Origin of the sequence: Phenylobacterium haematophilum (assembly GCF_014196295.1) — a bacterium.
Taxonomy (GTDB): domain Bacteria; phylum Pseudomonadota; class Alphaproteobacteria; order Caulobacterales; family Caulobacteraceae; genus Phenylobacterium; species Phenylobacterium haematophilum.
This window is the reverse complement of record NZ_JACIDK010000001.1, coordinates 459,404-485,993: the sequence shown is the minus strand read 5'-3', so window position 1 is coordinate 485,993 and position 26,590 is coordinate 459,404. Positions and strand designations below refer to the sequence as shown.

The following is a 26,590-nucleotide window of genomic DNA, read 5'->3' as shown; positions in this document are numbered from 1 at the left end:
CGGAGGGAGAAACGATGGCCTCCCGCAAGCGCCCCACCGGCTCCAACCAGGACGATCTCTTCAACCCCGAGATCGAACTCCTGCTGCCGGCTCGGCTTGCCGTTGACGGCAAGGTGCTGGGAAGCCCTGTGCGTCAGTTGGCTGTTCCGGCGAAGCGTGTGCGGTGCCGACTGCGTCCCTTCGCCATCCGCCGTGTCAATGGTCACGAGACGACCCTGGAATCCGGCGAGATTCTGAAGATCATCAGCGCGAAGACGACCACGCCATTGGAAGCCGATCTCATTCTCCTTGTGCCCGGCGCAACGGAGCCGGAACGGATCGCTGCGGCGCTCGAACTGGGTGAAGGCCGGTGGATGAATGTACCGCCCACCAGCATCGACACGCTGGATCGTTCCGCGCGCAGCGAGCGCCTGAAGGCTGTCTCCGCTTCCTGGATCGACGCGATTCATCTGCGCGAGGGGCGAGCCGCGGCGGACGGCCAGCCGGCGCAGCCTGGCTTGCGGCGTCCACAGGTCGGCGCGCTTCATGCCGCGCTTGCCCACGCGACGCGATCGACCGATCCGGCCACCATCGTCATGCCGACGGGCACGGGCAAGACCGAGACAATGCTGGCGCTCAATGCCAACCAGCGGTTCGAACGCCTGCTGGTGGTGGTGCCGACCGACGCGCTACGCGAGCAGATCGCGAGCAAATTCGAGACCTTCGGCGTCCTGAAGCAGCAGAAATGCCTCGATGAGACCGCAGCCTTCCCTTTGGTCATGCGGCTCTCGCATATTCCGACCAGCCAGGCCGAAGTCGACGAAATCTTCGACAGCGCCAATGTCATTGTCACCACGATGCAGATCGCTGGCCGCGCCGAGGCACCGGTGCAGGAGCGGATGGCGGCCCGCGCCTCAGCGCTCTTTATCGACGAGGCGCATCATATCGGGGCACGGACGTGGAAGTCCTTCCGCGGGCTCTTCGTCGAGCACGAGCCACCAATCCCAGTGATCCAGTTCACCGCTACGCCGTTTCGCGAGGACGGAGGCCGCGTCGATGGCGAGTTCATTTACACCTACCCGCTAAAAAAGGCGCAGCAGGAGGGCTATTTCAAGCCGATCCGCTTCGAAGCAGTCTTCGGTCTGGACCAGCCTGACGCGGACCAGGCCATCATCGACAAGCTCGGCGAAGTGCTCGCCACCGACCTGGATGCTGGCCTCAATCATCTTGCGATGGCCCGCTGCAACACGATCGAACGCGCCAAGCACCTGCACAGGCTCTATGCGGCGATCTATCCAGACTTTCGGCCAGTCATAGTCCACAGCCAGCAATCACTGAAGGAACGGCGCGAAAATCTTGCCGCGCTACGCCGTTTTGAGAGCCGGATCATCGTTTGCGTCGATATGCTCGGCGAGGGCTTCGACCTGCCCGAGCTGAAGATCGCTGCATTGCACGATCATCACAAGAGCGTTGCGGTGACGATCCAGTTCGTCGGCCGCTTCACCCGCCAGGACCCGAGGCTGGGTGATGCTACGGTGATCGCCAATACCGGCATCGACGATGTCGATCGCGCGCTGGCCAAGCTCTACGCTGAAGACGCCGACTGGAATGCGTTGGTGGAGGCGCTCAGTTCCGCAAAGATCGAACGCCAGGTTCGCCGCGCGGAAATGTTCAAGGGCTTTTCGGGAGATCTGAGCGACATTCCGCTCCAGACCCTGGAACCGAAAATGAACGCGGTCCTGTACCGGACCTCTTGCGACGCTTGGGATCCCTTTCGCGCTGAAGAACTCTACGACCCCGGCGTCTATCTCGGCATGAAGCTCAACCCGCATCAACGGGTCGCGATCTTCGTGACGCGGGCGGAGGAGCAGGCACGCTGGACCTCCGCGCAGCAGGCGGTGAACGTCACCTGGGACCTGCACATGCTTCACTGGGATCAGGCATGCGGCGTGCTCTATATCAGCAGTTCTGCAAAGGGGCCGTTTGACCGGCTCGCAAAGGCGGTTTGTGGCGATACGACGCGCCGCGTGGAAGGCGAGGAAGTGTTCCGCAGCCTCCACGGGTTCAAGCGGCTCATCCTGCGCAATCTCGGCCTCACCCACCATCAGGGACGAGGCGTCCGCTATTCGATGTATATGGGCGTGGATGTCGCCGATGGCCTCGACAGCGCGAAGTCCCAGTCGAGGATCAAGAACAACATCTTCGCCACCGGCTTCCTCGAAGGCCTTCCTGCTTCACGGGGATGCTCGGCCAAGGGCAAGTTCTGGTCCAGCGCCAAAGTCCATGACCTGACCGACTGGGTGGACTGGTGCCAGGATGTCGGCCGCACCGTGAACGATCCCAGCATCACGACCGACGGCGTCTTCAAGAGCGCGATGCGCCCCCACCAGATCAGCCAACGACCGGCTGTTCCGCCCGTGGCGATCCATTGGCCTGAATCTCTGATCACGCAGTTCGAGGAGCGGATTGAGATCTCGTTTGGCGATGTGCCGGTAACCTTCGCCGAATGCGATATCGAGTTGCTCGATAACGCGCGCACCGGGCCGCTGCGCTTCGCCGTGCGAAGCGACGACCACGCGGCCGAGTTCGAGATCGTCTTCAGCGACGGCCACGCCCGTTACCCCCAACGCGCCGGCCCCAAGGCGACGATCAAGATCGGCGGCAAGGTCCAGACGCTCTCGGAATCCTTCGGCGAGGACTCACCTCAGATCGACTTCGGTGATGGCTCGCTTCTCATCTACAGCCATCTCTACACCCTGCCCGAGGGCGAAACGATCGAGCCGTACCCGTCAGACAAGATCGAGGCATGGGATTGGTCAAAGGCCAATATTCGCGTCGAATCCCAGGGCACGGACAAGCGCGCTGACTCTGTCCAGCGTCTGGTCATCGACACCCTGTTGGCCGACCCAGATCCCTATGACGTGATCTTCGACGATGATGGCAAAGGCGAAATCGCCGATGTCGTGGCGCTGCGCATAACTGACAGCGTCGTTTCCGTGACCCTGTACCACTGCAAATATTCAGGGGCGGATACGCCAGGTGCGCGCCTCGGAGACCTTTATGAGGTTTGCGGACAGGCTCAGAAATCCGCTCGGTGGCGCGACCGGCCAAACCGCATGCTTCAACACATGCTGCGACGCGAAAAGATGCGCCGCGACCGTGGTCTCAGCTCGCGAATCGAGCAGGGCTCAGCCGCCGCGATCAAGAAGCTCAAGGTCGGGTGGCAAGATCACCGCTTCGAGTTCGACGTCCGCATTGTGCAGCCGGGGCTATCCCGACAAGCCATCGGCGAAGAAGGCCTGCATCTGCTCGCCGGCGTCGAAACCTACCTACTCGAAACCCGCGCCATGAGGCTGAAAGTTATTGGAAATGAATGATGCCTAGGGGCATCGGAAATCTTCTTATGCTGTGAATTTTCTCAAGCCTTGGGGGCAGGCTTCGTGTCAACTTTTGGGTTCACTTTTTTATCGCGCAAAGCGCTGGGCCAGGCCGAACAGATGATGTTCGGCGGCGCGGCGGGCGTGCGCGATGAGGTTGGTTTCCTCATCGTCCACCAGCGCTACGCAGATCACTTCTTCCCCGGCACATCGGTTCTGCACACACGGCTGCGCTACGCGCTTCTCATCCCCTGGCTTTACCAAAGCCTGCGGACGAAACGCCCTGTTCCCAAGGATTTTGGCCAAGCCTTTTCTGATCTCGAACATGAGCTGACCGGCCGGCTCAAATATGTCGAGGGCGTGGGCGGCGAGAAGGATGGCGTGATCGGAGGGGAGGTCTTCCCCCGCACGATCAGTCAGCCGCCAGCCTATGTCTATTGGACGGCGCTCACCAAATGGGGACTGATCGGCGCCCGCCCCGATGGCCGGCCGTGGAGCCGCCCGGACATGGCGAAGCTCCTGGCAGCGTCCAGCAAGCGCGCGCACCATGACGATGACGGAAAGCCCCTAGAAACAGTCGCCTGGCCCATCTCGGGGCTGATCGATGCACCCAGGGACTGGGATTCTTGGGGTGACTGGAATGACCGGTATTCCCAGGATGACCAAGGAAAACTAGCGCTCGACCTTTTACCCCCAGAGCAGATCTATCTCGCGACCAAACTCCGCGCCGTTCGCTCGCCGACCGATCCAAGTGAGCCGTCGCTCTTGTCGAAATTGGTTGGAAAACCACTCGGCGGGGCGGATCACTGCTGGGACAACGAAATCCTAGCCCTCGCCGGCAGGGAAGCCGCCATGCTGAAGCGGGCCGGCCAGGCTGCCGCGCTTTCGGCCATCGGCAGGGCGATCTATGCGGCTCAGGTCGAGACGCTCAAGGAAACCCGCGACAAGCGGCCACAGCCAAATTTGCACCGCGCCGAACTGAACGACGCGATCGAGCAATGGGGCAAGCAGGCCGCTCGGCTGGATATGGACCTGTTTCTCGCCGAAATCGGCCACCTCCCGCCTGCGGTGGAGGGTGTGTTGAAAGAAACTTCGGCCTGGGTCAGGGCGAATGGCAAGGACCCCATGCAGCTTCTCGAGGTGTACGCGCGGGCGGAAGTCAGCAGGAAAGACAATCGCGCGCGTCTCGCCAGCAATCAGTTCGGGGTCGATCGGCGTATGGAATGGCAAGGCGAGCACCATGGCCGCGCCGAGCCGCTCCATTATCGCTGGGGGAATGTGAAGCGGCTCCTGCGCGATCTGGAAGACGTCGCATGAGCGATCCTCAGGCATGGTCCGGTCAACCCTATCTCGACGAGATGCGGCCTGGGCGACTGGAGACGGTCAAGCTCGCATTGTTTGCGACCTACTCAGTCGATCTGTCGGCGGTCGCGGCGGCGTTGCTCGCCCTGATTGCTCGCAACAACGACAAGGGCAGCGGCACGGCGGTCGATTTTGCCGAGGCGATCGACAAGCTGCGCGATCGCGTCAGGATCATAATCCAGCGCGGTCGGATAGCGCGGCCGATAGCGCTTCCCCGTATCGCGGGCATCCTCGATCAGTTCATCGTCGAGCAGCCTTACGATGAACTAGAGCGCAGCTGGCATCCAAAGATTGCTTTGGTCGCCTACAACGGTCCCAAAGGGGAAACCCGCTGGAAGCTCTGGATTGGCAGCCGGAACCTCACCCGATCGCAGGATCTCGACGCGGGCGTTTTGCTGGACGGCAGCGAAAAGCGCGCGAAAGGACGAGTTCGGCTCCCAGGCATCGGAGCACTCGGGGCCATCCTCGCGCGCTCCGCGTCGCGCGAGGATGCCGATGGCATCGCAGAGCAACTGGAGGCGGTCTGGTGGGACGCCCCAGACGGGTTTCAGTTGCGCAGCCTGCTCAATGGACTGGATGAAGGCGTTGCTCTGCCATCGGAACCACCAGCCGGCGCGGTCGATGGCATAACCATCATCAGTCCGTTCTTGTCGCCCGATTTTGTGAAGAAGGCAGGTGGCTGGGGCAAGGCTGGATCCAGAACGCTGATTTCGTCGATGCCGGCCCTCACGGACATGGCGAGGCGGCCCGGCAAGCCGCTGGACGGATTCTCCAAAATCCTCGCCTATACTGCGCCAGACGTGCTCGTTGACGAAGCTCCGCTCGCGCTGCCAGGCGTCGAGCCCGCGTCCGAGGATGATGCGGAGCCGGCCCCCCTTGCTCTGCATGCCAAGATTTTTTGCTTCCACTCGGGCGAGAAGACCATCTTGAGAGTGGGGAGCGCCAATGCGACCGAGAGGGCCTGGTCGGGGCGCAACGCGGAAATCATGGTCGAACTCGAGGCCGGCGAAGCGTTCGGCTCCGGCCTGGCATTCCTGATCGGTAAAGCGACGCCGGTCACCATCGAGGAACTCGCCGTCGCCGATCCGCCCAGCACGAGCGCGGCCGATGCCCTGGAAGAGTCGCGCAAAGTGCTGATGGCATCCTGGAACCCGGTTCTGCGTCGAGACGGGGAACGCTTCTCGATCGATGCGGGGGCAGTTCCCTTGCTTGCCTATCCCGAGCACGTGCTGCACGCCGGACCTGCAAATGGCGACCTACTGGCTTGGCAGACGGACGCCGTCCGCCTCGATCTTGGCACGATCCCCTTGTCACTCCAGTCCGCCTTCATTCAGGCTCGGATCAGCGGACCGGACGGCGCTTTGCGATGGATGCAGCGTGTCACCGTCGATCCGCCGCTCGAAGAACAGCGTGATCTGGCCGCGCTGGCCAGCCACATGGGGCTTCGTGCATTTCATGACTGGATGCGCGCGATTCTCAGCGGCGACACACTGCCCGTCGGCGGTGGCGCATGGGATGAAGACGCCGGGGTGCAGAGCAACCGCCCCCAGAGCTTGGGATACGACCGCCTCACGCTCGAGGATATCCTCACGGCTTGGGCACGCGACCGCAAGGCGTTCGGTCGGGCCGATCGTCATTTTGCGCCCTATGTCGACGCCCTTCTCGCCCACGGTGAGAATCTGAGCGAAAGGGAAAAAGCTGACTTGAACGAACTTGTGCAGATCTGGGCCATCGCGCGGACGCGGCTTGCCTCATGAGCGCCAGATCGAAACCCTTCCAGTCCGCAACGGTCAGGGCTGCAACCGCTGCGCTGTCAGGAGGCAACCCGCTACGCCGGTTCCTGGTCGCGGACGAGGTCGGCCTCGGCAAAACCGTCGTTGCCCGTGACACGCTGGCAGCCCTGGCAAGCAAAGCGCGCAAGTTCACGGTCTATTATATTACGAGCGGGCTCAAGGTCGCGGACCAGAACAAGGTCGAGCTGCTCCGCTTCCTCGACAAGAACGAAGCCAAGGACGCACTCTCCACCATCGACCGCGTCGGCCTCATTCCGTTTGAGGAACGGCGCAAGGAAAAGATACGGCTCTACGCCTTTACGCCCACCACATCATTTTCCAGTTCGCAGCGCCTCTACGGCGGAAAGGCTGTCGAGCGTGCGTTCATCAAGCTGCTGTTGGATGAGCTGTACCCCGGCCTGACCGATGCCTTTCCTGAAGGCTATATCGAATATGGCGCGACCTCCGGCTGGCCATGGGCGTGCGAGGAGGCTCAGGGCAAATTCGACAACGTCTCCGCCCTCTTCAAGACGGCCTATGGCCGAGCGCTACGTACGGAATTTGGCAAGCCTGCCCGCGAGAACATTCTGCGTGCGATCGAGACGAGCAAATATGGTCAGAGCCTAGGCCGGATGCGAAAGGCGCTCGCTCAAGCCGCTTTGGATTCCGCCCCGCCCGACCTCGTGATTTTCGACGAGTTCCAATGCTATCGCGAGTTGCTCGACGCAGGCACGGATAACCCTTTAGCGCGCCAACTGCTGGCGGGTAACAATGGAACGCCGCCGCCGATCCTCCTCCTGTCAGCCACGCCCTACCGCTTCTATGCGGAGCGCTGGGAAAATGGCGTCGGAGCCGCTCCCCATGTCGAATTTTTCAAGATTATCGAGTTTCTGGGCGGGTCGGCTGCACGCGCAGAGGCCGAAACCCAATTTCGTCGGTTTGGTGATCTCTTGCATTTGATCGGTCATCTGCCGGCCGACAGTCGGCAGGCGGCGATCGAAGAGGCCCAAGCACTCAAGCATCATCTGGAGAGGCTCCTCACACCGCTCATGTCGCGGACCGAGCGCCCGGTTTCCGACCATGCCGGAGAGCCTGCGCCGCCCTCCGTAAGGATCGAGCCCCACGATCTCGACGTCTATCGCCATTTTACCGACCACGTATCGCCCAAGCTTGCCGGCAGCGCAGTCAGCTATTGGCTTTCAGTCCCGCTCCCTGCGCAGGCGCTGGGGGACCGTTATCAGATTTCTCGCAATATAGACTTTCCCGCCACACGCAGCGTTCCCCGCCTCGGGGTCACCAATTGCTTCAAGCCGCCAAAAGATGGCTGGGGGAGCGCCAAGCTGCGAGCCCTCAATAGCCTTGTACCGACAGAGGTGCTTGCGCTCCCTTGGGTGTTGCCATCGCTGACCTGGTGGACGCCTTCAGGCCCATGGGCGAAGATGACGCAATCGCCCAAGATGCTGATCTTCAGTAGGTTCAGGGCAACACCACAAAGTCTGGCAGCCCTCGTCAGCCTCGAGGTCGAGCGCAAATGCGTTGGAAAGAGCAATCTTCCCTACACCGCCGCGTGGAAGAAGCGGCACCTTAACCCGAAGCCTAACCAAGGCCCGACGCTCGCCCTTTTTCACCCGAGTCCCTTCCTAATCCGAGCTGTCGATCCCCTCGATGTGAAGGGGAAAGCGACCGTGAAGCAGATCAGAGGCAGGACGCGGCAGCAGATTATTAGGGCGCTGCCCGCGTCAATTGCGCCCGAGGCGCCGAATGCGCGCAGCAACCGGCGGCGCAAACCGGCCTGGGCAATCCTCGCGGCCATAGAACGCGCGCAGAAGGCGCCGCTGGCGCGGGAGTTCGCAGCGGTCCAGAGGAGCTGGGGTCGGGTCGCGCCGAAGGACGCAACGCTTCAAACCTTGCTCAAACAGCGCCAAGAGGCCGACCCGATTACCTGGTTGAGCCGATGGGAACTCGACGCCCTGGTCGATTTGGCTCTCGGCGCTCCCGGGGTGGTGACGGGCCGTGCACTCTATCGCCACCTTCCAGAGCTTTTCGATTTCCAGGAGCAGCATTTCGCGCGGCTTGTGAACTTCTGCTGGACGCGGCTGCGCACCTATCTGGACCGCCCTGTTTTCTGGTCTGTTTTGCCCGGCGAAGACGCGACGCAGAAATATCAGAATGCGTGCGTTGATGGCTGCTTGGAAGCCGTCCTGGATGAACATTTCTGGCTACGCAAATCCAAGGTCAACCCCGATGGGCTGATCGAGGACTTGTCGGCCGCGCTCGCAGCAAGCGTCGGCACCTTCGGGTTCAAGGGCGCGAAGAAAAAGGACAAGATCCGTATCCGCTGTCACGCCGCGGTGCCGTTTGGCGGCACCGAGACGGAGACGCATCGACAGGACCATGATGTCGATGAACCGCCACCAGCGCGCTCTGAGGAAATCCGCAGCGCGTTCAATACACCGTTCTGGCCCCACGTCCTGGCGACGACCTCCGTCGGACAGGAAGGTCTCGACTTTCATAGCTGGTGCGACAGGCTCGGCCACTGGGATCTTTGTTCCAGCCCGGTTGACCTGGAGCAACGAGAAGGCCGCGTTCAGCGCTTCGGTGGGCTGACTGTGCGCCAACCACTCGCCCGAAAGCTAGGCGAACAAGCCTTGGCGCAGGCACGAGGCCAAGCATCGTCACCATGGGACATCATCGCACGCGACGCCGACAAGGCGTTCGAGGATGACAAAACCGGCCTCAGCCCGTGGTGGACGATGGAAGGCGCGGACCTAAAGCGGCATTTGTTCGCGCTTCCCCAAAGTCGCGACATTGATCGGTTCGCGAAGTTGCGGGCGCAAAGGCTGCTCTATCGCCTTGCTTTGGGACAGCCGGACCAGGAGGACCTGGTCGAGCTGTTGACGCATCACGACGTGGAAACGACGCGGTTGCTGCAGGCGTTGACCCTCGATCTGTCCGCATTCTCACGAGAGAAGCGCCTCGATGAATAGCGGGCGTGCCGGCCGGCGCTCCCGGCACGCCCGTCCTGTTCATGCGGGGCAAGCAGCCCCTCACGCGGCCGGATCATATGACGACCGGCCTAGTGGGCTTCATGCGGGTTCGCCGCCATTCCCACCACCATGCTTGATCCGCCCCACCGTGCGGCTTCTCCCATGGTCCCCGCGCTTTTCGGGTCCGGGTCCCCATTCTGTTCAGGCGCCCGGCGCTTCCCCGATTGGGCCGAGCGTGTCGATCTCGGCGATCTTCTGAAACTCGCTGAGATAGTCCTGCTGGTAGGTGGCCAGCCACCGAACCACTCGGTTGTTCGCGAGGAGCTTAGCAATGTATCCGCGCGCAACGGTCAGATGCAGGTTGTCGATACCGTAGGTTTCCTCGACCGATTTCACCTGAGTTTGAAGCGTCGCCAGCTCGCGCTCCATACGGGCAATCTGTTGACCCGAAGGCGTCGGCTTCCCGGCGCCCTTGCCCTTCTTTGTCGCAGCGAGCTGGTTCTCGGAGGTGGCTGCGCGCAGAGCGCGGGCAAACATGACCGTGAAATTGTTCTGACCGATCATCAGATCAGCGGCTTCAATCTGCCTGACGGCCGTCATTTGACGCAGAATGTCGAACACCTTCATCGAGCAAGGCGTGTCCTTCAGCATCTCTGCGGCCTCCGGGCTGATCCCCTCCAGAAGCCGGAAACGCCGCAGCACGGACTCAACCTGAAGGTTCAGGGCGGCGGCGATGTCGGCGGATGAAACGCCCCGATCCATCGCGCGCGCGATCATCCGATGCTCCTGGATCGGGGGGATGCGGTTGACGCGCTTGTTATAGGTATAGGTGTCGTCGTCAGCGGCCAGCAGGCATTCGACCTCGGCGATGCCGAGTTCTTTCAGTGCCTCCAGCCGCAGATGGCCGTCCAGAAGGAACCAGGTTCCGGCGTTCTTTGCGTCCGCCATTACGACGGGCGCTTCGATCAGGCCGATCGCCTTGATCGAACTGAGCACCTGCGAATAGGACCGGCTCGCCCGGGCGCCATCCGGCAACGCCTTGAGCGGAACGATCGCCGCAACGGGAATCGTCAGAAAATCCCGGTCGAAGGCGAGGTGAATACGACCGTCCTCCCGGTCGTTCGGTTCATCAGCCATGATCGTCGCCCGATACGCGGGCTTTGAGCGCCCGCGGCATGGTCGCCAGCCCCTCCGCCCTCAGCAGATTGATGAAGCCATCATTGGCGAGCAGATCCTTCAGCGCCTCGACAACGAACAGCAGCCGGATCTGGGTGAAATCCGACTTTTTGACGAGGAGACGCTGCTTTTCGGCTTCGCGTTGATAGACCTGCATAAGATCGGCGGCCGTCATTCGTCGACAGCTCGTCTTCCGGCCCAAACGTCCGACGGGCAATCCGCCCTTGCGCTGACTCCGCATACGCATGTCGAGCAGGCGGCGGACGGCGGCGAGCTTCTTGCCCCTGAGTTTCCCGGTCTCATAGGCGTCGAGAAGCAGATTCTGCGCCTCTTCCGTCTCGGCCTTGGAAATCTCCATCGCCAGGGTGATCGGAATGAGTCCGGTTTCGACCGCGGCCACCAGCCGCTCCTCGCCGCGCTCGAGGAGCGAAGCGATCATGTTTACCCAGGATGCCCCGACGCCGATCTTCTCGGCGATGGTCGCATCGCTATAGCCGCGGGACCGTAGAGCACCGATTTCACGCATAAGGTCGATGGGGCGCGGCGTGCGTCGTGCGATATTCTCGACCAGGCTCATCACGAGGCATTCGCTCTCGCTGGCCTCGATCACCACGGCCGGAATCTCAGTCTGGCCCAGCATCTGGAAGGCTTCCAGCCGGCCTTCACCGCAGACCAGATCATATCGTGGGCCGCCAGCTCCATCACGGCGGCTCACCGTGATCGGCCGCTTGAGGCCGATGGCCTCGATGTTGTTCACGATCTCCCGATGCTGGCGCTTGTTGCGCGCGCGTGGGTTCAGAACCGTGATCCGGGAGATGGGGATCATTTCGATCCGGTTCGGTCGAACGGCAGGCATCAAGCAGCCTCCGCAAGAGGAATGGGCGTAGCGATGTCGTAGAGAAGGTCGAGGCCGTCGAAGCGGTAGGCATCGAGCCCGAGCGCATTGTCCTCTCCCAGCCGCAGCTTTTCGGAGAGCATGTCGATGCGCGGGAACAGGTAGTAGTCGAGCGGCGCGCGATTGGCGCTGTCCATCCGCACGACGATGGTGATGTCAGGCGCGAGCGAGGTATCGAAGCGCAACTGCCAGCGCAAAAGCCCGGTCGGCGTCTCGATGCACCGGGCCACCACCACGGAAAGGCTGAACTCGCCGTTGACGATCACCCGGTCTGTCTCAAGATCCTGCCAGGCAGCGCTGCCCGTAGCCTGCAATCCGTCGAGCACCTCACGGAGAATGCCGGGATGGAGCTTACGCAACTCTCGGTTGATTTCGACGTAGCGGTAATCGCGATCCGGCGTGAAACCCACGAGGCTGTAGGCGCGAAGTAGGCTGCCAAAGCGTGAGCTGTAGGCGCTGCTGGACGGCATCCCATCGCATTCGTCGATGACAATGCCGGATAGCAAACCCCTTTGTTGGTACAGCTTCCTCAGAGATTGCAGCATCTCCTCGTCGCTCAAACGAAAGGAGCGCGCACCGATGATGGTCCTTGCCGCCTCGAACAGTTCGCGCTCGACGACGGCCGCGAAAGCATCCTGCGCCCTGATCCACATCTCCGGATCGTTCTGGACGCGCTTTTTCTTCAGCTTGAAGGACCGGCGATTCCATACGTTGTCGCCGACGTATTTCTCATTGATCAGAATCTGGTGGACGGTCCCCCTGGTCCAAGGGCGTCCGAGATCGGTCGGAATGCCCCGTTCATTGAGATCAGCCGCAATTTCCCGCTCGCTGTATCCCTGATGGACGAAGGCGCGGTAGATGCCGCGCACCAGATCGACTTCTTCCGCCGGGCCAAGCGTTAGGATCACCCGATCGGTCTGGATGCTTTTTTGCTCACCCCGTTCGAGGAGGCCCTTGGTGGCGCCATGCTCGTCGATCAGGGTCCGTCGCAGGCCGAATCCTGCCGGCCCACCCTGACGATAGCCCTTCTCGATCAGCCGGCCCTGACCCGCGAACACCTTGGTTGAGAGTTCACGGCTGTATTCGCCGGCCATCGCGCGCTTGACGCCTTTGACGATGGTGGAGATCGGGCTGCCATCGTTGTCGAATTGCTCGGCGCAATACTCCACGGCGATGCCGGCGCGTCGGCAGATATATTCGTAATAGGCGCTCTCGTCGGCATCCTGAAAGCGGCCCCAACGGCTGACGTCATAGACGAGCACCAATGTGAAATCAGTGCTCCCGGACTGCACGTCCTCGATGAGCTGCCTGAGCGCATCGCGCCCCTCAATCTTCAGGCCGCTCTTTCCCGCGTCCGCATAGGTCCGGACGATCTCTATCCCACGAGCTTCGGCATATTGCTTGATCGCGTCGGATTGGTTTTCGGTCGAATATTTTTGATGGTCCGTCGACATGCGGACGTATTCGGCAGCCCGAAGAGGACGTTCAGGCTGCCCGGACCGATCGTCGTCGTGAAGTCTCCGGCTCGTCACATCACGCCCTCCTGAAATCGACTGCGGCGGTCCGGGCGACCTACCGCCGCAGCGCATGACGGACCTCAGCCGTCACTCCGCACTGAAACCAGTGTAACTGCGGAGAAAACGGAAGATGTTGCCGAAAAAGGGCAGGAAATTACCCCTATGGACAGGTGTCCTCGGAGGGCGAGAAATCTACGCGCAGACCATCGCGGAGCTGCTGCGCAAGGAGCATGGCGACAGCCATCGGGCGATCAAGCAGCTCATGCGCCAGACTGAGGCGAGTGAGAGAACCGTCAAGCATTGGCTCTCAGGGCAACACGGGCCGGATACGGTATATTTCCTTCGTCTCGTGGTTTCGTCGCAGGTCATCAGGGCCTTCGTTCTCGGCCTGATCGAAGGGCCTGCGGCAACACCGCTGACCGATCCGATCGATCGCTTTTCGCTCGCGAGAGCCCGGGAAGCCTATGTCGCCGGCGAAGCCGCCGGCGGAAAGCCGGCAACAGGTGCGCAAAATAATGACCCTGAACGTGTCCCTGAACGCGACCCTATAAATGTCCCTGATCGGGCGGAACTCAACGAGCGACAACGCTGGTTTCTGGACCGAGTCGCGAATGGCCGGTGCGGCGCCAACGAGATCGCGGCGGCTTGGACGGTGAGCCTGAAAACCGCGCGCCGAGACATCGCCATCCTCAAAGCAGCAAACCTCATCAGCTATGTCGGATCGCGGCGGAAAGGACGGTATCGTAGGACGCCAGGATAGCAGGAGCCGCATTCAGGGACAGTCGCTGCATGATTGCCGGGGATGAGATGCGGTCGCGGTGCTCTTCGGGCTTGTCCGATTTGCACGCCACGATACGACGCACTGCTACGCCCGTATATTCGAGCTTCCTTCAGCATCATCTATCGCCTTCTATCCTCTTGGATAGGCGGTTGAAGGAAGTTGAAGTGAGGCAGCAAGTCGAACCCGTTATGAAGCGCACCATCCGGCGGCATCAACTCCGGGAAATGGTCCCTCTCGCCGACACCACGATCTATGACATGGAACAGCGCGGCGAATTTCCCCAGCGCTTCTATCTCACGTCCCGCTGCGTGGTCTGGGATCTGTCCGAGGTCGAGGCCTGGTTGGAAGAACGGCGCCGAGCTTCACGCGCCAAGGCGGTGAAGCGTGCGCCCATTCCGGACGTCCAGCTCCGCAAGACCCGCCCCATCAAACATCCGGCTCGGGCGTAAGCAGGTCCATCGTCGGCGGATAGAGGGTCGGCGTGTATTTTTGGCCGGCGACCCAGGCGTCGACCAGGTTGGACCATTCCTGCATCATATGCCGGCGCTGATGCTCGTATTCCGCCTTGTTGTAGATGCCCCGTGAGGATCGCCCGTCCTCATGCGCCAGACACTTCTCGATCCAGTCGCTGTTGAAGCCCAACTCGTTCAACAGGGTCGAGCCGGTGCGCCGGAGATCGTGAACCGTAAAGGACTCCAGCGGCAGCCCTTCCTTCTTGGCTCGCTCCACCACCGCCGTCGTGATCCGGTTGAACGTCGCCCGCGACATGGGCGCGTCGGCGTCATAGCGCGACGGCAGGACGTATTTGGAATTGCCGGCGCAGGTCTTGAGAGCGATGAAGATGTCGAGCATCTGCTGAGACAGATAGACGTTGTGCGCTTTCGAGCGCTTCATCCGCTCCTTGGGAATCGACCAGACGGCGTTCTCGAAATCGACCTCATCCCAAACCGCGTCCTGCAATTCGCTCTTTCGTACCATCGACAGCAGGATCAGCTTTATCCCGAGCCGGATCGTCGGCAACGTCGCCACATGCTCGATCTGGCCGAGCATGATGCGTATCTCCGCCGGAGACAGGGATCGGTCCTTCGGTACGAAGGTCGCGATCGACGCCGGGCCAACTTCGTCGGCCGGGTTGGCGACCTTCTCGCCATGCAAGATGGCGAAAGCGAAGACCAGTTTCACGATGTCTCTGACGTGGACCGCCGTTGCCGGTGCGCCACGTTCCTTCACCTTCGCGCACAGCGCGCGCAGATCCTCCGGCAGGATCTCCGGCAGCAGCCGGTTGCGAAACGCCGGAAGAATGTCGCGCTCGAAGATTGATCGACGCATGGCGCGCGTGCTGTCCGCCATTCGCGCTTCCTGAAGCCAGCGCTCACCGAACTGGCCAAAGCTCTTCGCCTCTTGGAGGCGACGCTTCTCGCGCTGCTTTTCCTGCGCCGGCGAGCGGCCCTCCGAAATGGCGCGTCGAGCATCGACCACCTTCTCACGCGCCCGAGCCAAGGAGAGGCCAGCGGGACCGTAGCGCCCCAGCGTCAACGTCTCCCGGCGGCCGTTTAGTCGGTAGTCCAGGCGGAAGACGATCGCACCCGAGGGCTGGACCACGACATACATACCGTCACGGTCCACGATCTTGTATAATTTCTCTTTCGGTTTCAGGGCCTTAATGGCGGCGTCGGTCAACATCCACACCCTCCAGATTGGTCAAAATATGCCGGAGAGCGCCCAATTATACCGTCAGGCCAAAAACGGCCCTTCCGATCTGATATTTTCCCTGTGTTTACAGAGATTTACGTCAACAAATATACCGTCAGAAGCTCTCTTAGCCCTGACGGTATATGCGATTTTCGGATGAGACAAGATGCGCCATACCGTCAGCCATACCGTCATTCCGGAGGCTAACCCAGCGATAGACGCCGAAAGATTCTGAGATATTTATTTATATATTTCAGTCACTTATGTCGCATCATAGCGTATTTTTGGATACGCCCGGATGGGCAAAAATCATTCCCACTCGATCGTGCCCGGCGGCTTCGACGTCACGTCGTAGACCACGCGGTTCACCCCGCGCACCTCGTTGATGATCCGCGTGGCGCAGCGGCCGAGAACTTCCCAAGGAAATTCAAAGAAGTCCGCCGTCATGCCGTCCGTAGAGGTGACCGCCCGCAGCGCCAGAACGTCCTCGTAGGTGCGCGCATCGCCCATCACCCCTACCGTCTTAACCGGCAGCAATACGGCGAACGCCTGCCAGATGCTGTCGTAGAGCCCGGCCTTGCGGATTTCCTCAAGATAGATGGCGTCGGCCTGCTGCAGGACGGCGACCTTTTCGCGGGTGATCTCGCCCGGAATGCGGATCGCCAGACCCGGGCCGGGGAACGGATGGCGGCCCACGAACTGCGGCGGCAGACCGAGCTCGACGCCCAGCACCCGCACTTCGTCCTTGAACAGTTCGCGCAGCGGCTCGACGAGCTTCAGCTTCATATAGTCCGGCAGACCGCCGACATTGTGGTGGCTCTTGATCACCGCCGACGGGCCGCCGCGGGCCGAGACACTCTCGATGACGTCTGGATAGAGCGTGCCCTGGGCGAGGAAGTTGGCCCCGTCGATCTTGGCCGCTTCCTTGTCGAAGACGTCGATGAACAGCTTGCCGATGGTCTTGCGCTTGGTCTCCGGGTCGGAAACGCCGGCCAGCTCGCCGAGGAAAAGATCACCGGCGTCAACGTGTACGAGCGGAATGTTGTAGTGATCGCGGAACATGGTCACGACCTGCGTGGCCTCGTCCTTGCGCAGCAGGCCCGTGTCGACGAACACGCAAGTCAGCTGGTCGCCGATCGCCTCGTGGATCAGCACCGCGGCGACCGAACTGTCGACGCCGCCTGACAGGCCGCAGATCACCCGGCCTTCGCCCACCTGGTCGCGGATCTTCTGGACCATCTCCTGACGGAACGCCGCCATGGTCCAGTCGCCCTTCAGACCCGCGATCTTGTGGGTGAAGTTTCGCAGCATCAGCGCCCCGCGCGGGGTGTGCGCAACTTCGGGGTGGAACTGAATGCCGTAGTAGCGGCGCCCCTCGTCGGCGATCACCGCGAAGGGCGAGCCCTCAGAGACCGCCACCGCTTCGAAGCCCATCGGCAGAGCCGTGACCTTGTCGCCGTGGCTCATCCAGACCACCTCGCGATGGCCGATCCCGCCCAGGCCGTCGAGCAGCGGGCTTTCCTTGACGATCTCGATCTCGGCGCGGCCGAACTCGCGGGTCGTGCCCGGCTCGACCCGGCCGCCCAGCTCGGCGCACATGGTCTGCTCGCCGTAGCAGATACCCAAAACCGGCACGCCCAGTTCGAAGACCTTCTTGGTCACCGCCGGGCTCTCGTTCTCATGCACGCTGGCCGGGCCGCCCGACAGGATCACCGCCTTGGGCGAGAAGCCACCGAGCACATCGTCGATCTTGTCGAAGGGATGGATCTCGCAATAGACGCCGCTCTCGCGCACCCGGCGGGCGATGAGCTGGGTCACCTGGCTGCCGAAATCGACGATGAGGACTTTCTCGTGGGCGGGCTGGGTCATTGCGGTGTCCATTTAGCGCGCTCAAGCACGGCGACGAAGAAGCCGTCGGTGGCCGAGCTGCGGGGCGAGAGGCGGAGGTAACCCTCCGCCGTAAGGTGGGAAACGAGGTGCGGGTTCTGGGTGGCCGGGATCACGCGGAAGTCCATCCAGCGTTCAAGGAAGGCCGCGACGCGGTCCTCGTCCTCCTCGGGCAGCACCGAGCAGGTGACATAGACGATCCGCCCGCCCGGCTTGACGAACTGGACGCTGTGATCGAGCACGCCGTCCTGGTCGGCCGTTCGCTGGGCCAAGGTGGCGGGCTTCAGGCGCCACTTGGTGTCAGGATGGCGCCGCCAGGCGCCGGTGCCGGTGCAGGGCGCATCGATGAAGACCACATCGATCTTGCCGTCCAGGCCCTTCAACGCATCCGGATAGATCGGCGAGCGAACCTGGAGATTGCGCACGCCCGCGCGCTCCGAGCGACGGACGGTGTCGGCCAGCCGCCGCGCCTCACTGTCGTAGGCGTAGATCTGGCCCTTGTTGGCCATGGCCGCGGCGAGGGCCAGGGTCTTACCCCCGCCCCCGGCGCAGAGGTCGAGCACCTGCTTGCCGGCGATGTCCCCGGCCGACTCGGCGGCGATCTGCGAGGCTAGGTCCTGAACCTCGAACCAGCCTTTGGAAAATGCGGGAACCGCCTCCAGCGACTGGCTGCGCTGGCTGGGATCGGGGGCGGCGATGCGCAAAGCGTTGGGCAACACGCCGGTCGGCGCGGCGTTAAGCGGCGCGAGCGCCTTCAGCGCCTGTTCGGCGTCGGTCTTCAGCGTGTTGACCCGCAGGTCCACGGGCGCTCGTTCGGACAACATCGCGCCTTCGAGGGCCGCCTCATGGCCGAAGGCGCGGGCGAACGAGGGCTGCAGCCACTCGGGATAGTCGCCGCGGATCGAGGGAGGGGCGTCAGCTAGATCGCGGGGCTGCACCAGCGCCGAGCGTTCAGCCTCGCTCAGCTCGCCGGGTCCGTGAGGCGCGTCGGCCGCGGCTTCGGCGATCCGCTCGACCTGCCAGTTCCACAACACGTGCAGGGCGCTGAAAACCGCAGCCCGCGGGCTGTCGTCGCCCATGCGCCAGGCCAACGAACGGCGGCGACGCAGGACGTCGAGCACCAAGCCCGAGACCCAGGCGCGGTCTTTCGAGCCAGCAAAACGAGACGCATCGCCCCACGCCTTCAGCGCCAGCTTCACAGGCCGGTGGCGCGTCTCGACGTCGGTGAGAATCTCGATGGCTGCGGAGAGGCGTCCGCCGTCACGCAAGGGCTGTTCTCACAGTCAGAGGAAAATGGCGGCCACGACCGCCAAGGTGCCCGCGAACCCGACGGACCAGACGAGGGTCCGAAGGTACGGGACGTTCAGGACATAGGCGATCGGATGCAGGGCGCGCCCGGCGACGTAGAGCGTCGAGCCCCACAGCGTCAGGTCGCCGAGCTTGGCCGCCAGATAGGCGACGATCACCGCCACGGCGTGCAGCGGGAACGTCTCCTTGAAGTTGGCGAAGGCGCGATCGAGCCGCGCCGCCGCCCCGGCGATCGGCCGAGGCTCGTCCCGCGAGCCGGCCGCCCACTTCAGTCCCTGCTGGCGCCGAGCCGCGGCCGCCGCCCAGAGCATTTGGATGAGGCCGATGATCACGGCCACGCCCAGCAGCTTCAGTTCGACGGCCATGATCATCAGACCGGGCTCGTATAGTTCGGCGACTCGCGGGTCATCATCACGTCGTGGACGTGGCTCTCGCGGAGCCCGGCGCCCGTGATGCGGATGAATCGCGCCTTGTTGCGGAAGGTCTCGAGATCAGGCGCGCCGACATAGCCCATGGCCGCCCGCAGGCCGCCCACCATCTGGTGCAGGATGGCCCCGATCGGTCCCTTATAGGCGACCTGGCCTTCGATGCCCTCGGGCACCAGCTTCAGCGCCGAGACTTCCTTCTGGAAGTAGCGATCGGCCGAGCCGTTGGCCATAGCGCCGAGCGAGCCCATCCCGCGGTACGCCTTGTAGGAACGGCCCTGGTAGAGGAAGACCTCGCCCGGCGCCTCGTCGGTGCCGGCGAACGCCGACCCCATCATGGCTACCTGGGCGCCCATGGCGAGCGCCTTGGCCAGATCACCCGAGTACTTGATGCCGCCGTCGGCGATCACCGGAACGTCGGTGCCCTTGGCGGCGCGAACCGCATCGGCGATGGCGGTCAGCTGCGGCACGCCCACGCCCGCGACGATGCGGGTGGTGCAGATCGAACCAGGCCCGATGCCGACCTTCACGGCGTCGGCGCCGGCGTCGATCAAGGCCCGCGCGCCTTCATAGGTCGCGACGTTGCCGGCGACGATCTGGACGCGGTTGGTCTCGCGCTTCAACCGGCCGACGGCCTTGGCGACGTCGGCGTTGTGGCCGTGGGCGGTGTCGATCACCACCACGTCCACGCCGGCGTCGACCAGGGCCATCGAGCGTTCGTAGCCGGCGTCGCCGACCGTCGAAGCCGCGCCGACCAGCAGCCGGCCCTGAACGTCCTTCGCCGCGGACGGATAGGCCTGGGCCTTTTCCATGTCCTTGACCGTGATCAGGCCGACGGCGTGGTAAGCCTCGTCGACGACGATCAGGCGTTCGATCTTATGCTTGCGCAGCAGCACGCGGGCCTCGGCCTGGCTGACGCCTTCCCTGACAACGATGAGGTTGTCCTTGGTCATCAGCTCTCTGGCCGGGATAGCGTCACTGCCTTCGAAGCGCATGTCGCGGTTGGTCAGAATACCGACCAGCTTGCCGGTGCCGGGCTCGACGACCGGGAAGCCCGAGATCTTGCGGCGCGCCTTGATCTCGCGGACCTCGCGCAGCGTGGTTTCCGGGTGAATGGTCAACGGGTTGATGACCATCCCGCTTTCATAACGCTTCACCTCGCGGACCTGATCGGCCTGCTCCTCGACGGTGAGGTTCCGGTGCAGCACGCCCAGACCGCCGGCCTGGGCCATGGCGATGGCGAGGCGGCTTTCGGTGACCGTGTCCATGGCGGAGGACACGAGGGGGATGTTGAGACTGATTTCGCGAGTGAACTTGGTGGCGGTGTCCACCTGGGTGGGCATCACGTCGGACGCACCCGGTTCCAGCAAAACGTCGTCGAAGGTGAGACCTTCGCGAATGTCCATGTAAGGCTCCATTTTGCGAGCCGCGTATAAGCCCTCTCGGGCGCTTCCGGCAAGGGCCGGTTCGAGCGTAATCATGCCGCAGCGTGCTCCTGTTGGGGTTTGGGACGGGTTTGAAGACCGAAAGTCATGACGAACATGACCAGGCAGAGCCCCGAGGACAGCGCCAGGGCCAGCGTCGCCGACTCGGCCAGCGCCACGCCGTAGAGGGCGGGACCCGCCACTTGGAGCACCAGCGCCGGGCGCGACAGCAGGGCCGAGCGATAGCCATAGTTTGCGGGACCGAAGAGGGTGAGCGGCAACACGCCCTTGGCGACAGTGATCATGCCGTTGCCGCCGCCCTGCCCTAGCGCCATCAGCGGCGCGGCCTTGGCGCCGAGCGCCGCCAGGCAGGACGCACCGAGCGGATGCAGCAGGGTCGCAAGTCGGGTGGAGATCAGGATCGGAACCTGACGAAGGATCGTGAACTCGGCCAGGCGCACCCCAACTGCGGCTAAACCGACGAGGCCGGCGGCGGCCGCCGCGCGGCCAGGAGGCAGGCCGAAGCTCGCCAACATCCGCGGCAGGTGGCTGGCCATGGCGCTGGATACGAACCAGGCGCAGGCGAAGATTGTAGCGAGTTGGACCATGCGACGGTCCCAGACCACGGGTTCGGCGACCTGGTCCGTGGCCTGGCGGGCGTGTGAGAGGATCCTTGGCGTGACCACGGCGACTAGCGGCAGGCAGACCAGCAGGTGCGCCGCCGCCCAGGCCAGGCACGCGCCCCGCCACCCCCAGGTCTCGGCGAGCCAGGCCGTCACCGGCCATCCGACCGCCGAACCCAAGCCGCCCAGCACCGCCACGCCGGTGATCGGCCGGCGAGCGTCCTCGCCGTAGAGCGCCACCAGGATGGCGAACGGCGTGCCGTACATGCCGATGGTCATGCCCAGGCCGAGGATCGCCATGCCGAGGGTGAGCCCGATTGCGTCGGACGCCCATCCGAGCAAAGCCAGCGCCGATGCGAAGATCACGTTCGAAGCCAGCAGCACGACCTTGCCGCCTCGCCGATCGATCCAACGGCCGGCGGCGGTGGAAAGGATCGGCGACACCGCCAGGGACGCGGAAGTCAGGGCGAACAAGACCGTCGGGGCAAGTCGCAGATCGCGGGCGATGGCATCGCCCAGGACGCCCATCAGGTAGTAGCTGGAGGCGAAGGCGACGATCTGGCCAAGGCCCAGAACCAGCGTGACGAGCAGCTTCGGCGGTCGATTCTGGGTGGGCTCTCCTGACATGGCGAGCTTCTGAGGCAATTGGCCTTTTGAGGAAACCGATATATTCGGTCCGTGATGTTCGAAAATCTCACATCACGGGCGATGCCCTCGCTGAACGCCTTGCGAGCGTTCGAGGCGATGGCGCGCACCGGCCGCGCCACTCTGGCCGCCGAGGAGTTGAACGTCACACACAGTGCGGTCAGCCGCCAGGTCAAGGCGCTAGAGGACCACCTCGGCGTACGGCTCTTCAGCGGCCCGAAGCATCGGCTGGAACTGACAGACGCGGGCCGCCGATTGATGCCGGCGTTAACCGGGGCCTTCGACCAGATCGCCGCCGCCGTCGGGCAGGTCCGCGCCGGCGGCGAAGACCTTTTGATCGCCGTCAATGCGAGCGTTTCAGTGAAATGGCTGATCCCGCGGCTCGCCCGATTTACGACCGCCCTTCCCCACGTGAACCTGCAACTGGCCGAGTTGCCGTCCCATGCAACGTCCTATCGGGGCGCCGACGCCGTTGTGCGGATCGTACCCAGCGGCCGCCTCGGTGAGCCGGAGACGACAGGTTTCATCGCCAACCATTTGGGCCTGGTGATGTCCCCCGCCCTCGCCAAGCGTTTCGCCAGCGCACCGCAGGCCGCGCCACGCCTGATGGCGCAAACCCACCCGCAGGGATGGGCCATCTGGGCGGCCCTGACCGGCGTCGAACTGCCGCCAGGGCCCGAACAGCCTTTCGCCCATCTGCACTTTGCGATCGACGCGGCGATCGCCGGACTGGGCGCGGCTGTGATGCCCTGGCCGCTGGTGGCCGACTATGTGCGCAACGGAAGACTGGTGGCGCCGATGGGCTTTCGAAAGGCCGAAAGCGCGTTCGCGATGATCACCACGCCAGGCGTCTCCAGCCGCGCGCTCGACCGCTTCCGCGATTGGCTTGTGTCCGAGGGCGCCGCAACCCCTCCGGCCCCGATCAGCCCTTGAAGCCCGTCGCGATCAGATAGACTTCCGAAGAGTCGGCGCGGCTGGCCTTGGGCTTGAGGTTCTTCACCTCGGTGAAGTGACGCTTCAACAAGGCGATGACGTCCGCCGTTTCGCCCCCTTGGAAGGCCTTGGCGACAAACGCGCCGCCTGGCCGCAGGACGGTAATGGCGAAGTCCGCCGCCGCCTCGATCAGGCCCATGATCCGCAGGTGGTCGGTGCGCTTGTGCCCCACCGTGTTGGGCGCCATGTCGGACAACACGACGTCGGGAAGCCCACCGAGCAGTTCGATGAGCTTGGGGCCGCACTCGGGGTCGGTGAAGTCCATCTCGAGGATGTGCGCCGGCGGCAGCGGATCAACCGGCAGCAGGTCCACCCCGACGATGTTGGTGACGCCGCGCTCGATCGCCACCTGCGTCCAGCCCCCAGGCGCCAAGCCGAGGTCGATGACCCGCGCGCCCGGCTTCAACAGCTTCAGCCGGTCATCGAGCTCGGTCATCTTGTAGGCTGCGCGGCTGCGATAGCCATGCGCGCGGGCTTTGGCCGAGAATGGGTCGTTGATCTGGCGGTTCAGCCAGGCCTGCTGGGACGGCGTGCGATCCTTGGCCGTCTTCAGGCGGGCGGGTTTGCCCCGCCCCTCTTCCAGTCCGCCGGACGGCGGTTTGACCATACGCTTGCGGGGAGGTTCGCTCATTCCGAAGCGTTTACAGTGGAACCGGTCCCCGATCCACGGCCGCGCCGCCGACGCCGCCGACGCTTGCGCTTTCCGCCCCCCGACATCAGCGACATCAGAATGCCCTCGCGCAGGCCACGGTCGGCGACACGCACGCGGGTGCAGGGCCAGAGCTCCTGGACCGCCTGAAGGATCGCGGCGCCGGCCAGCACCAGGTCAGCGCGCTCAGGTCCGATGCAAGGCTGGCCGGCGCGTTCGGCGGGACTGAGCTCCAGCAGCATCTGGGCGGCGGCGTCGCACTCGGCGCGGCTCATCCAGATCCCGTCGACGACGCTGCGGTCGTAGCGGCGCAGCCCCAGATGCATGCCCGCCAAGCTGGTGATCGCCCCGGACGTGCCTACCAGATGCGCCGCGCCGGCGTTGAACACCGGCCGCAGCTCGTCGGCGTGACGAAAGTCGGCCAGTTCGGCCTTCACTGCGTCGACCATCGCCCTGTACCACCCCTCGGTCGCCCGCTCTCCCTCCGGAAAGCGCTCGGCCAAGGTGACAACGCCGATCGGGATCGAAAGCCACGCCTTGATCGGCAGTTGAGCGGCGGAGAATTTCCCAAGCTCAGTGTCCAGGCCGCCGCCGGTCAGGTCCACCCACGACAGTTCGGTCGAACCGCCGCCAACATCGACCACCAGGGCGGCCTGCGCCTGGCGGTCGAGCAGGTTCAGGCAGCCGGCCACCGACAGGTGCGCCTCTTCGCGCGGCGTGATGATCTGAAGGTTCAGCCCCGTCTCAGCCGCGACACGCTCCACGAATTCCGGGCCGTTCTCCGCGGCGCGGCAGGCCTGGGTGGCGATCGCCTTGAGCTTGATCACCTTGCGGCGGCGCACCTTCTCGGCGCTGACCTTGAGCGCGGCGAGCGCGCGCTCCATGGCTGCGTCAGATAGTCGCCCGGTCTGCGACAGCCCCTCACCGAGCCGCACGATCCGCGAATAGGCCTCTACGACGCGAAATCCTCGCCCCATAGGGGTTGCGATTAGCAGGCGGCAATTGTTCGTACCCAGATCGAGCGCGCCATAGCACGGCGAATCCGCCGAGGGCGCGACCGGGGCTTTCCGGGGCCGGGGATCCGCAATCCTATCAAGCGTAGCGGTCACCGGGACGGCGACCAGAACGCTTGCATTTCAAGGCCTTGGAGCGCGTTCCGCCCGAACGCGCTCAACAGCGCCACCCTCATGGACCGACATCCGTCCCTAGCAGGCGCCGACGCCGGCGCCTCGTTTCACAGGCGACTGTAGCAAGGCTCTTCGCCTCTCGGAAGGCGCGCACTTGCACTGCGATCGATGAGCAGTACGTTCACCTCCCAGTTAGGCGCCGGGGTCTAGAGTCGGTTTTATGGACGCTCGTATTGAAAAAAGCGGACGAGACTTGGTGGCGCCCCCGACGGTGCTCACCGAGGCGCGTCTGGCCAAGTACGCCATCGGACAGGTGGTCCGGCACCGGCATTATCCGTTCCGCGGGGTAATTTTCGACGTCGATCCCACGTTCGCCAATACCGAGCAGTGGTGGCTGTCGATCCCGGAGGAAATCCGCCCCCGCAAGGATCAGCCGTTCTACCACCTTTTGGCCGAGAACGATGAGAACGCCTACGTCGCGTATGTCTCAGAGCAGAATCTGATGCCTGACGACAGCGGCGAACCGGTCGGTCACCCGCAGGCCTCGCTGATCTTCGAATCCTTCGAGGAAGGACACTACGTGCTTCGGCCGAGGATCAGCCACTAGCCTCGCGGCAAGAGCCTTTCCGGCCGAGCGCGTGCGACGCAATCTTTATCCGCAGGATCCAGATTTTTCGGCACAGTTCGAACGGAAGTTTCCCGTCGACGCGCCCATTGTAATGCCATGAGCGCAGACGCTTTCAGCACCACGCCGCCGCCCGGAGCCCGGGCCGATTGGACGATCGACCAGGACTGGGCGAGCTACACCCAGGCCGAGCACGACGTCTGGACGACGCTCTATGAGCGCCAGGCGCAACTGTTGCCCGGCCGGGCCTGCGACGCCTTTCTGAAGGGGCTGGACGCCCTGGACCTGCATCGCGGCGGCATCCCCGAATTCGAACGCACCAACGAGGAACTGCGCAGGCTGACCGGCTGGTCCGTGGTCGCCGTTCCGGGCCTGGTGCCCGACGACGTCTTCTTCGAACACCTGGCGAACCGGCGCTTTCCGGCCGGACGCTTCATTCGCAAGCCGCATGAACTCGACTACCTGCAGGAGCCCGACGTCTTCCACGATGTCTTCGGCCACGTGCCGATGCTCACCGATCCGATCTTCGCCGACTACATGCAGGCCTATGGCGAGGGCGGACTGAAGGCGCTTGGCCGCGGCCAACTCCACAACTTGGCGCGGCTCTATTGGTACACCGTTGAGTTCGGGCTGATGGAAACGTCGCAGGGATTGCGAATCTACGGGGCTGGCATCGTGTCGAGCCGGGCGGAGTCGATCTTTGCGCTCGATGATCCCTCCCCGAACCGGATCGGCTTCGACCTGGAGCGGGTGATGCGCACCCCCTATCGAATTGACGACTTCCAGCAGGTCTATTTCGTAATCCCGTCACTCAAGGCGCTGCGCGAAGCCACGCTGGCCGACTTCTCGGCCATCTACGCCCGGCTGGACGGGGCTGAGGACATCGCGATCGATGCAATGGCGCCGGGCGACCGCATCTTCACGTGCGGCACGCAGGCCTATGCGCAGCGCGGCGGCCGGCTGGCCGCCGGCTAAGCGCCCGCCTTCTCGCGGTCGAGCAGCGTCTGGATGCCCTTCTGAACCTCGAGCCGCGCGGCGGGCGTGAACACGCGATAGCGCTGAGCCTTGGGCCCGGAGGCGACGCTGATCTCCTCGTCAGTGACGTAGATGAAACGTCCTTGGAACGCGCCCGTCATCGGCAGACCGGTCGTCATCCGCAAGCCTTCCAGCCGAACGGCGCAGTTTTCCAGCGTGTCGATGTCCGGCGCGATCGGGCGGAAGTCGGGCTTCCCGTTCATGCCCTCGACCATGCGCCAGCACACGCCCGGATTGCTCGGCGCCGTGAGCGGCTTTTCGCATGCCGTCAGCGCCAGAGGCGCCAGAATGAGTGGGATCAGCCGTCGCAT

21 protein-coding genes are annotated in these 26,590 nt (G+C 63.7%); 9 read left to right on the top strand and 12 right to left on the bottom strand.

What is annotated here, in order from left to right; genetic code table 11:
- The first annotated feature begins 14 nt into the window (after positions 1-14).
- The 4 genes from GGQ61_RS02470 to GGQ61_RS02455 all read left to right on the top strand — a co-directional run bounded on the left by GGQ61_RS02470 (position 15) and on the right by GGQ61_RS02455 (position 9,477).
- Entirely contained in the window at positions 15-3,356 is a 3,342-nt protein-coding gene (locus GGQ61_RS02470; protein WP_054362473.1) for a DEAD/DEAH box helicase, read from the top strand.
- Positions 3,357-3,419: 63 nt separating this feature from the next.
- Positions 3,420-4,673 carry a DUF6361 family protein gene (locus GGQ61_RS02465; RefSeq protein WP_082730591.1) on the top strand — a complete coding sequence of 418 codons (1,254 nt, stop codon included), beginning with the start codon at positions 3,420-3,422 and terminating at the stop codon, positions 4,671-4,673.
- The gene (locus GGQ61_RS02460) at positions 4,670-6,475 is read left to right on the top strand and encodes a phospholipase D family protein (protein WP_066652914.1); all 1,806 of its coding nucleotides are present in this window, start codon (positions 4,670-4,672) and stop codon (positions 6,473-6,475) included. Before GGQ61_RS02465 ends, GGQ61_RS02460 begins: the two co-directional genes overlap by 4 nt.
- Positions 6,472-9,477, top strand: coding sequence for a DEAD/DEAH box helicase family protein (locus tag GGQ61_RS02455; RefSeq protein WP_183769779.1), 3,006 nt, complete (start codon positions 6,472-6,474; stop codon positions 9,475-9,477). The genes GGQ61_RS02460 and GGQ61_RS02455 overlap by 4 nt, the downstream gene beginning before the upstream one ends.
- A 201-nt stretch (positions 9,478-9,678) precedes the next feature.
- On the opposite strand, the gene GGQ61_RS02450 is transcribed toward GGQ61_RS02455, so the two are convergent.
- The 3 genes from GGQ61_RS02450 to GGQ61_RS02440 are packed head-to-tail and all read right to left on the bottom strand — an operon-like array spanning position 9,679 to position 13,080.
- On the bottom strand, positions 9,679-10,614 hold the full coding sequence (locus GGQ61_RS02450; RefSeq protein WP_066652183.1) for a plasmid partitioning protein RepB C-terminal domain-containing protein: 936 nt from the start codon (positions 10,612-10,614) through the stop codon (positions 9,679-9,681).
- On the bottom strand, positions 10,607-11,509 hold the full coding sequence (locus tag GGQ61_RS02445) for a plasmid partitioning protein RepB C-terminal domain-containing protein (protein ID WP_183769778.1): 903 nt from the start codon (positions 11,507-11,509) through the stop codon (positions 10,607-10,609). The genes GGQ61_RS02450 and GGQ61_RS02445 overlap by 8 nt, the downstream gene beginning before the upstream one ends.
- Positions 11,509-13,080, bottom strand: coding sequence for a recombinase family protein (locus tag GGQ61_RS02440; RefSeq protein ID WP_081435401.1), 1,572 nt, complete (start codon positions 13,078-13,080; stop codon positions 11,509-11,511). Before GGQ61_RS02440 ends, GGQ61_RS02445 begins: the two co-directional genes overlap by 1 nt.
- 115 nt (positions 13,081-13,195) lie before the next feature.
- Between GGQ61_RS02440 and GGQ61_RS02435 the strand changes: the two genes are divergently transcribed.
- Positions 13,196-13,825, top strand: coding sequence for a Fic family protein (locus tag GGQ61_RS02435; RefSeq protein WP_066652181.1), 630 nt, complete (start codon positions 13,196-13,198; stop codon positions 13,823-13,825).
- 209 nt (positions 13,826-14,034) lie between these two features.
- A complete protein-coding gene (locus GGQ61_RS02430) occupies positions 14,035-14,295 on the top strand; it encodes a helix-turn-helix transcriptional regulator (protein ID WP_066652196.1) in 261 nt (86 codons plus the stop codon).
- Here the strand turns inward: GGQ61_RS02430 and GGQ61_RS02425 are convergent.
- The 6 genes from GGQ61_RS02425 to GGQ61_RS02400 all read right to left on the bottom strand — a co-directional run bounded on the left by GGQ61_RS02425 (position 14,273) and on the right by GGQ61_RS02400 (position 21,832).
- A complete protein-coding gene (locus tag GGQ61_RS02425) occupies positions 14,273-15,529 on the bottom strand; it encodes a tyrosine-type recombinase/integrase (RefSeq protein ID WP_066652180.1) in 1,257 nt (418 codons plus the stop codon). The two genes, GGQ61_RS02430 and GGQ61_RS02425, sit on opposite strands and share 23 nt — an antisense overlap.
- Before the next feature lie 318 nt (positions 15,530-15,847).
- Positions 15,848-17,407: a glutamine-hydrolyzing GMP synthase gene (gene guaA, locus GGQ61_RS02420; RefSeq protein WP_183769777.1), complete on the bottom strand. Its 1,560-nt coding sequence runs from the start codon at positions 17,405-17,407 to the stop codon at positions 15,848-15,850.
- Positions 17,404-18,693 carry an RsmB/NOP family class I SAM-dependent RNA methyltransferase gene (locus tag GGQ61_RS02415; protein WP_183769776.1) on the bottom strand — a complete coding sequence of 430 codons (1,290 nt, stop codon included), beginning with the start codon at positions 18,691-18,693 and terminating at the stop codon, positions 17,404-17,406. The genes guaA and GGQ61_RS02415 overlap by 4 nt, the downstream gene beginning before the upstream one ends.
- Positions 18,694-18,708: 15 nt before the next feature.
- The gene (locus GGQ61_RS02410) at positions 18,709-19,104 is read right to left on the bottom strand and encodes an MAPEG family protein (protein ID WP_183769775.1); all 396 of its coding nucleotides are present in this window, start codon (positions 19,102-19,104) and stop codon (positions 18,709-18,711) included.
- The gene (gene guaB, locus GGQ61_RS02405; RefSeq protein ID WP_183769774.1) at positions 19,104-20,564 is read right to left on the bottom strand and encodes an IMP dehydrogenase; all 1,461 of its coding nucleotides are present in this window, start codon (positions 20,562-20,564) and stop codon (positions 19,104-19,106) included. Before guaB ends, GGQ61_RS02410 begins: the two co-directional genes overlap by 1 nt.
- A gap of 71 nt (positions 20,565-20,635) precedes the next feature.
- Positions 20,636-21,832 carry an MFS transporter gene (locus GGQ61_RS02400; protein WP_183769773.1) on the bottom strand — a complete coding sequence of 399 codons (1,197 nt, stop codon included), beginning with the start codon at positions 21,830-21,832 and terminating at the stop codon, positions 20,636-20,638.
- A gap of 54 nt (positions 21,833-21,886) precedes the next feature.
- Between GGQ61_RS02400 and GGQ61_RS02395 the strand changes: the two genes are divergently transcribed.
- Entirely contained in the window at positions 21,887-22,783 is an 897-nt protein-coding gene (locus GGQ61_RS02395; protein ID WP_246370422.1) for a LysR family transcriptional regulator, read from the top strand.
- On the opposite strand, the gene GGQ61_RS02390 is transcribed toward GGQ61_RS02395, so the two are convergent.
- Both GGQ61_RS02390 and GGQ61_RS02385 read right to left on the bottom strand, forming a co-directional pair.
- Entirely contained in the window at positions 22,773-23,474 is a 702-nt protein-coding gene (locus GGQ61_RS02390; protein WP_183769772.1) for an RlmE family RNA methyltransferase, read from the bottom strand. The genes GGQ61_RS02395 and GGQ61_RS02390 overlap by 11 nt on opposite strands.
- Positions 23,471-24,580, bottom strand: a complete 1,110-nt coding sequence (locus tag GGQ61_RS02385; RefSeq protein WP_343056052.1) for a Ppx/GppA phosphatase family protein — start codon at positions 24,578-24,580, stop codon at positions 23,471-23,473. The genes GGQ61_RS02390 and GGQ61_RS02385 overlap by 4 nt, the downstream gene beginning before the upstream one ends.
- A 259-nt stretch (positions 24,581-24,839) precedes the next feature.
- On the opposite strand from GGQ61_RS02385, the gene hspQ reads away from it, so the two are divergent.
- Together hspQ and phhA are read left to right on the top strand one after the other, a co-directional pair.
- Positions 24,840-25,226, top strand: a complete 387-nt coding sequence (gene hspQ, locus GGQ61_RS02380) for a heat shock protein HspQ (RefSeq protein WP_183769770.1) — start codon at positions 24,840-24,842, stop codon at positions 25,224-25,226.
- Positions 25,227-25,343: 117 nt separating this feature from the next.
- Complete coding sequence (gene phhA, locus GGQ61_RS02375) at positions 25,344-26,219, top strand: phenylalanine 4-monooxygenase (RefSeq protein ID WP_183769769.1); 876 nt, start codon at positions 25,344-25,346, stop codon at positions 26,217-26,219.
- Here phhA and GGQ61_RS02370 read toward each other — a convergent pair.
- Positions 26,216-26,590, bottom strand: coding sequence for a hypothetical protein (locus GGQ61_RS02370; protein ID WP_183769768.1), 375 nt, complete (start codon positions 26,588-26,590; stop codon positions 26,216-26,218). The genes phhA and GGQ61_RS02370 overlap by 4 nt on opposite strands.

Excerpts from the sequence above, each read along its gene's own strand:
- GGQ61_RS02470 (WP_054362473.1), top strand. The coding sequence starts at position 15 with ATGGCCTCCCGCAAGCGCCCCACCGGCTCCAACCAGGACGATCTCTTC.
- GGQ61_RS02460 (WP_066652914.1), top strand. The coding sequence starts at position 4,670 with ATGAGCGATCCTCAGGCATGGTCCGGTCAACCCTATCTCGACGAGATG.
- GGQ61_RS02455 (WP_183769779.1), top strand. The coding sequence starts at position 6,472 with ATGAGCGCCAGATCGAAACCCTTCCAGTCCGCAACGGTCAGGGCTGCA.
- GGQ61_RS02450 (WP_066652183.1), bottom strand. The coding sequence starts at position 10,614 with ATGGCTGATGAACCGAACGACCGGGAGGACGGTCGTATTCACCTCGCC.
- GGQ61_RS02445 (WP_183769778.1), bottom strand. The coding sequence starts at position 11,509 with ATGCCTGCCGTTCGACCGAACCGGATCGAAATGATCCCCATCTCCCGG.
- GGQ61_RS02435 (WP_066652181.1), top strand. The coding sequence starts at position 13,196 with ATGTTGCCGAAAAAGGGCAGGAAATTACCCCTATGGACAGGTGTCCTC.
- GGQ61_RS02430 (WP_066652196.1), top strand. The coding sequence starts at position 14,035 with ATGAAGCGCACCATCCGGCGGCATCAACTCCGGGAAATGGTCCCTCTC.
- GGQ61_RS02425 (WP_066652180.1), bottom strand. The coding sequence starts at position 15,529 with ATGTTGACCGACGCCGCCATTAAGGCCCTGAAACCGAAAGAGAAATTA.
- guaA (WP_183769777.1), bottom strand. The coding sequence starts at position 17,407 with ATGACCCAGCCCGCCCACGAGAAAGTCCTCATCGTCGATTTCGGCAGC.
- GGQ61_RS02410 (WP_183769775.1), bottom strand. The coding sequence starts at position 19,104 with ATGATCATGGCCGTCGAACTGAAGCTGCTGGGCGTGGCCGTGATCATC.
- guaB (WP_183769774.1), bottom strand. The coding sequence starts at position 20,564 with ATGGACATTCGCGAAGGTCTCACCTTCGACGACGTTTTGCTGGAACCG.
- GGQ61_RS02400 (WP_183769773.1), bottom strand. The coding sequence starts at position 21,832 with ATGTCAGGAGAGCCCACCCAGAATCGACCGCCGAAGCTGCTCGTCACG.
- GGQ61_RS02395 (WP_246370422.1), top strand. The coding sequence starts at position 21,887 with ATGTTCGAAAATCTCACATCACGGGCGATGCCCTCGCTGAACGCCTTG.
- GGQ61_RS02390 (WP_183769772.1), bottom strand. The coding sequence starts at position 23,474 with ATGAGCGAACCTCCCCGCAAGCGTATGGTCAAACCGCCGTCCGGCGGA.
- hspQ (WP_183769770.1), top strand. The coding sequence starts at position 24,840 with ATGGACGCTCGTATTGAAAAAAGCGGACGAGACTTGGTGGCGCCCCCG.
- phhA (WP_183769769.1), top strand. The coding sequence starts at position 25,344 with ATGAGCGCAGACGCTTTCAGCACCACGCCGCCGCCCGGAGCCCGGGCC.
- GGQ61_RS02370 (WP_183769768.1), bottom strand. The coding sequence starts at position 26,590 with ATGCGACGGCTGATCCCACTCATTCTGGCGCCTCTGGCGCTGACGGCA.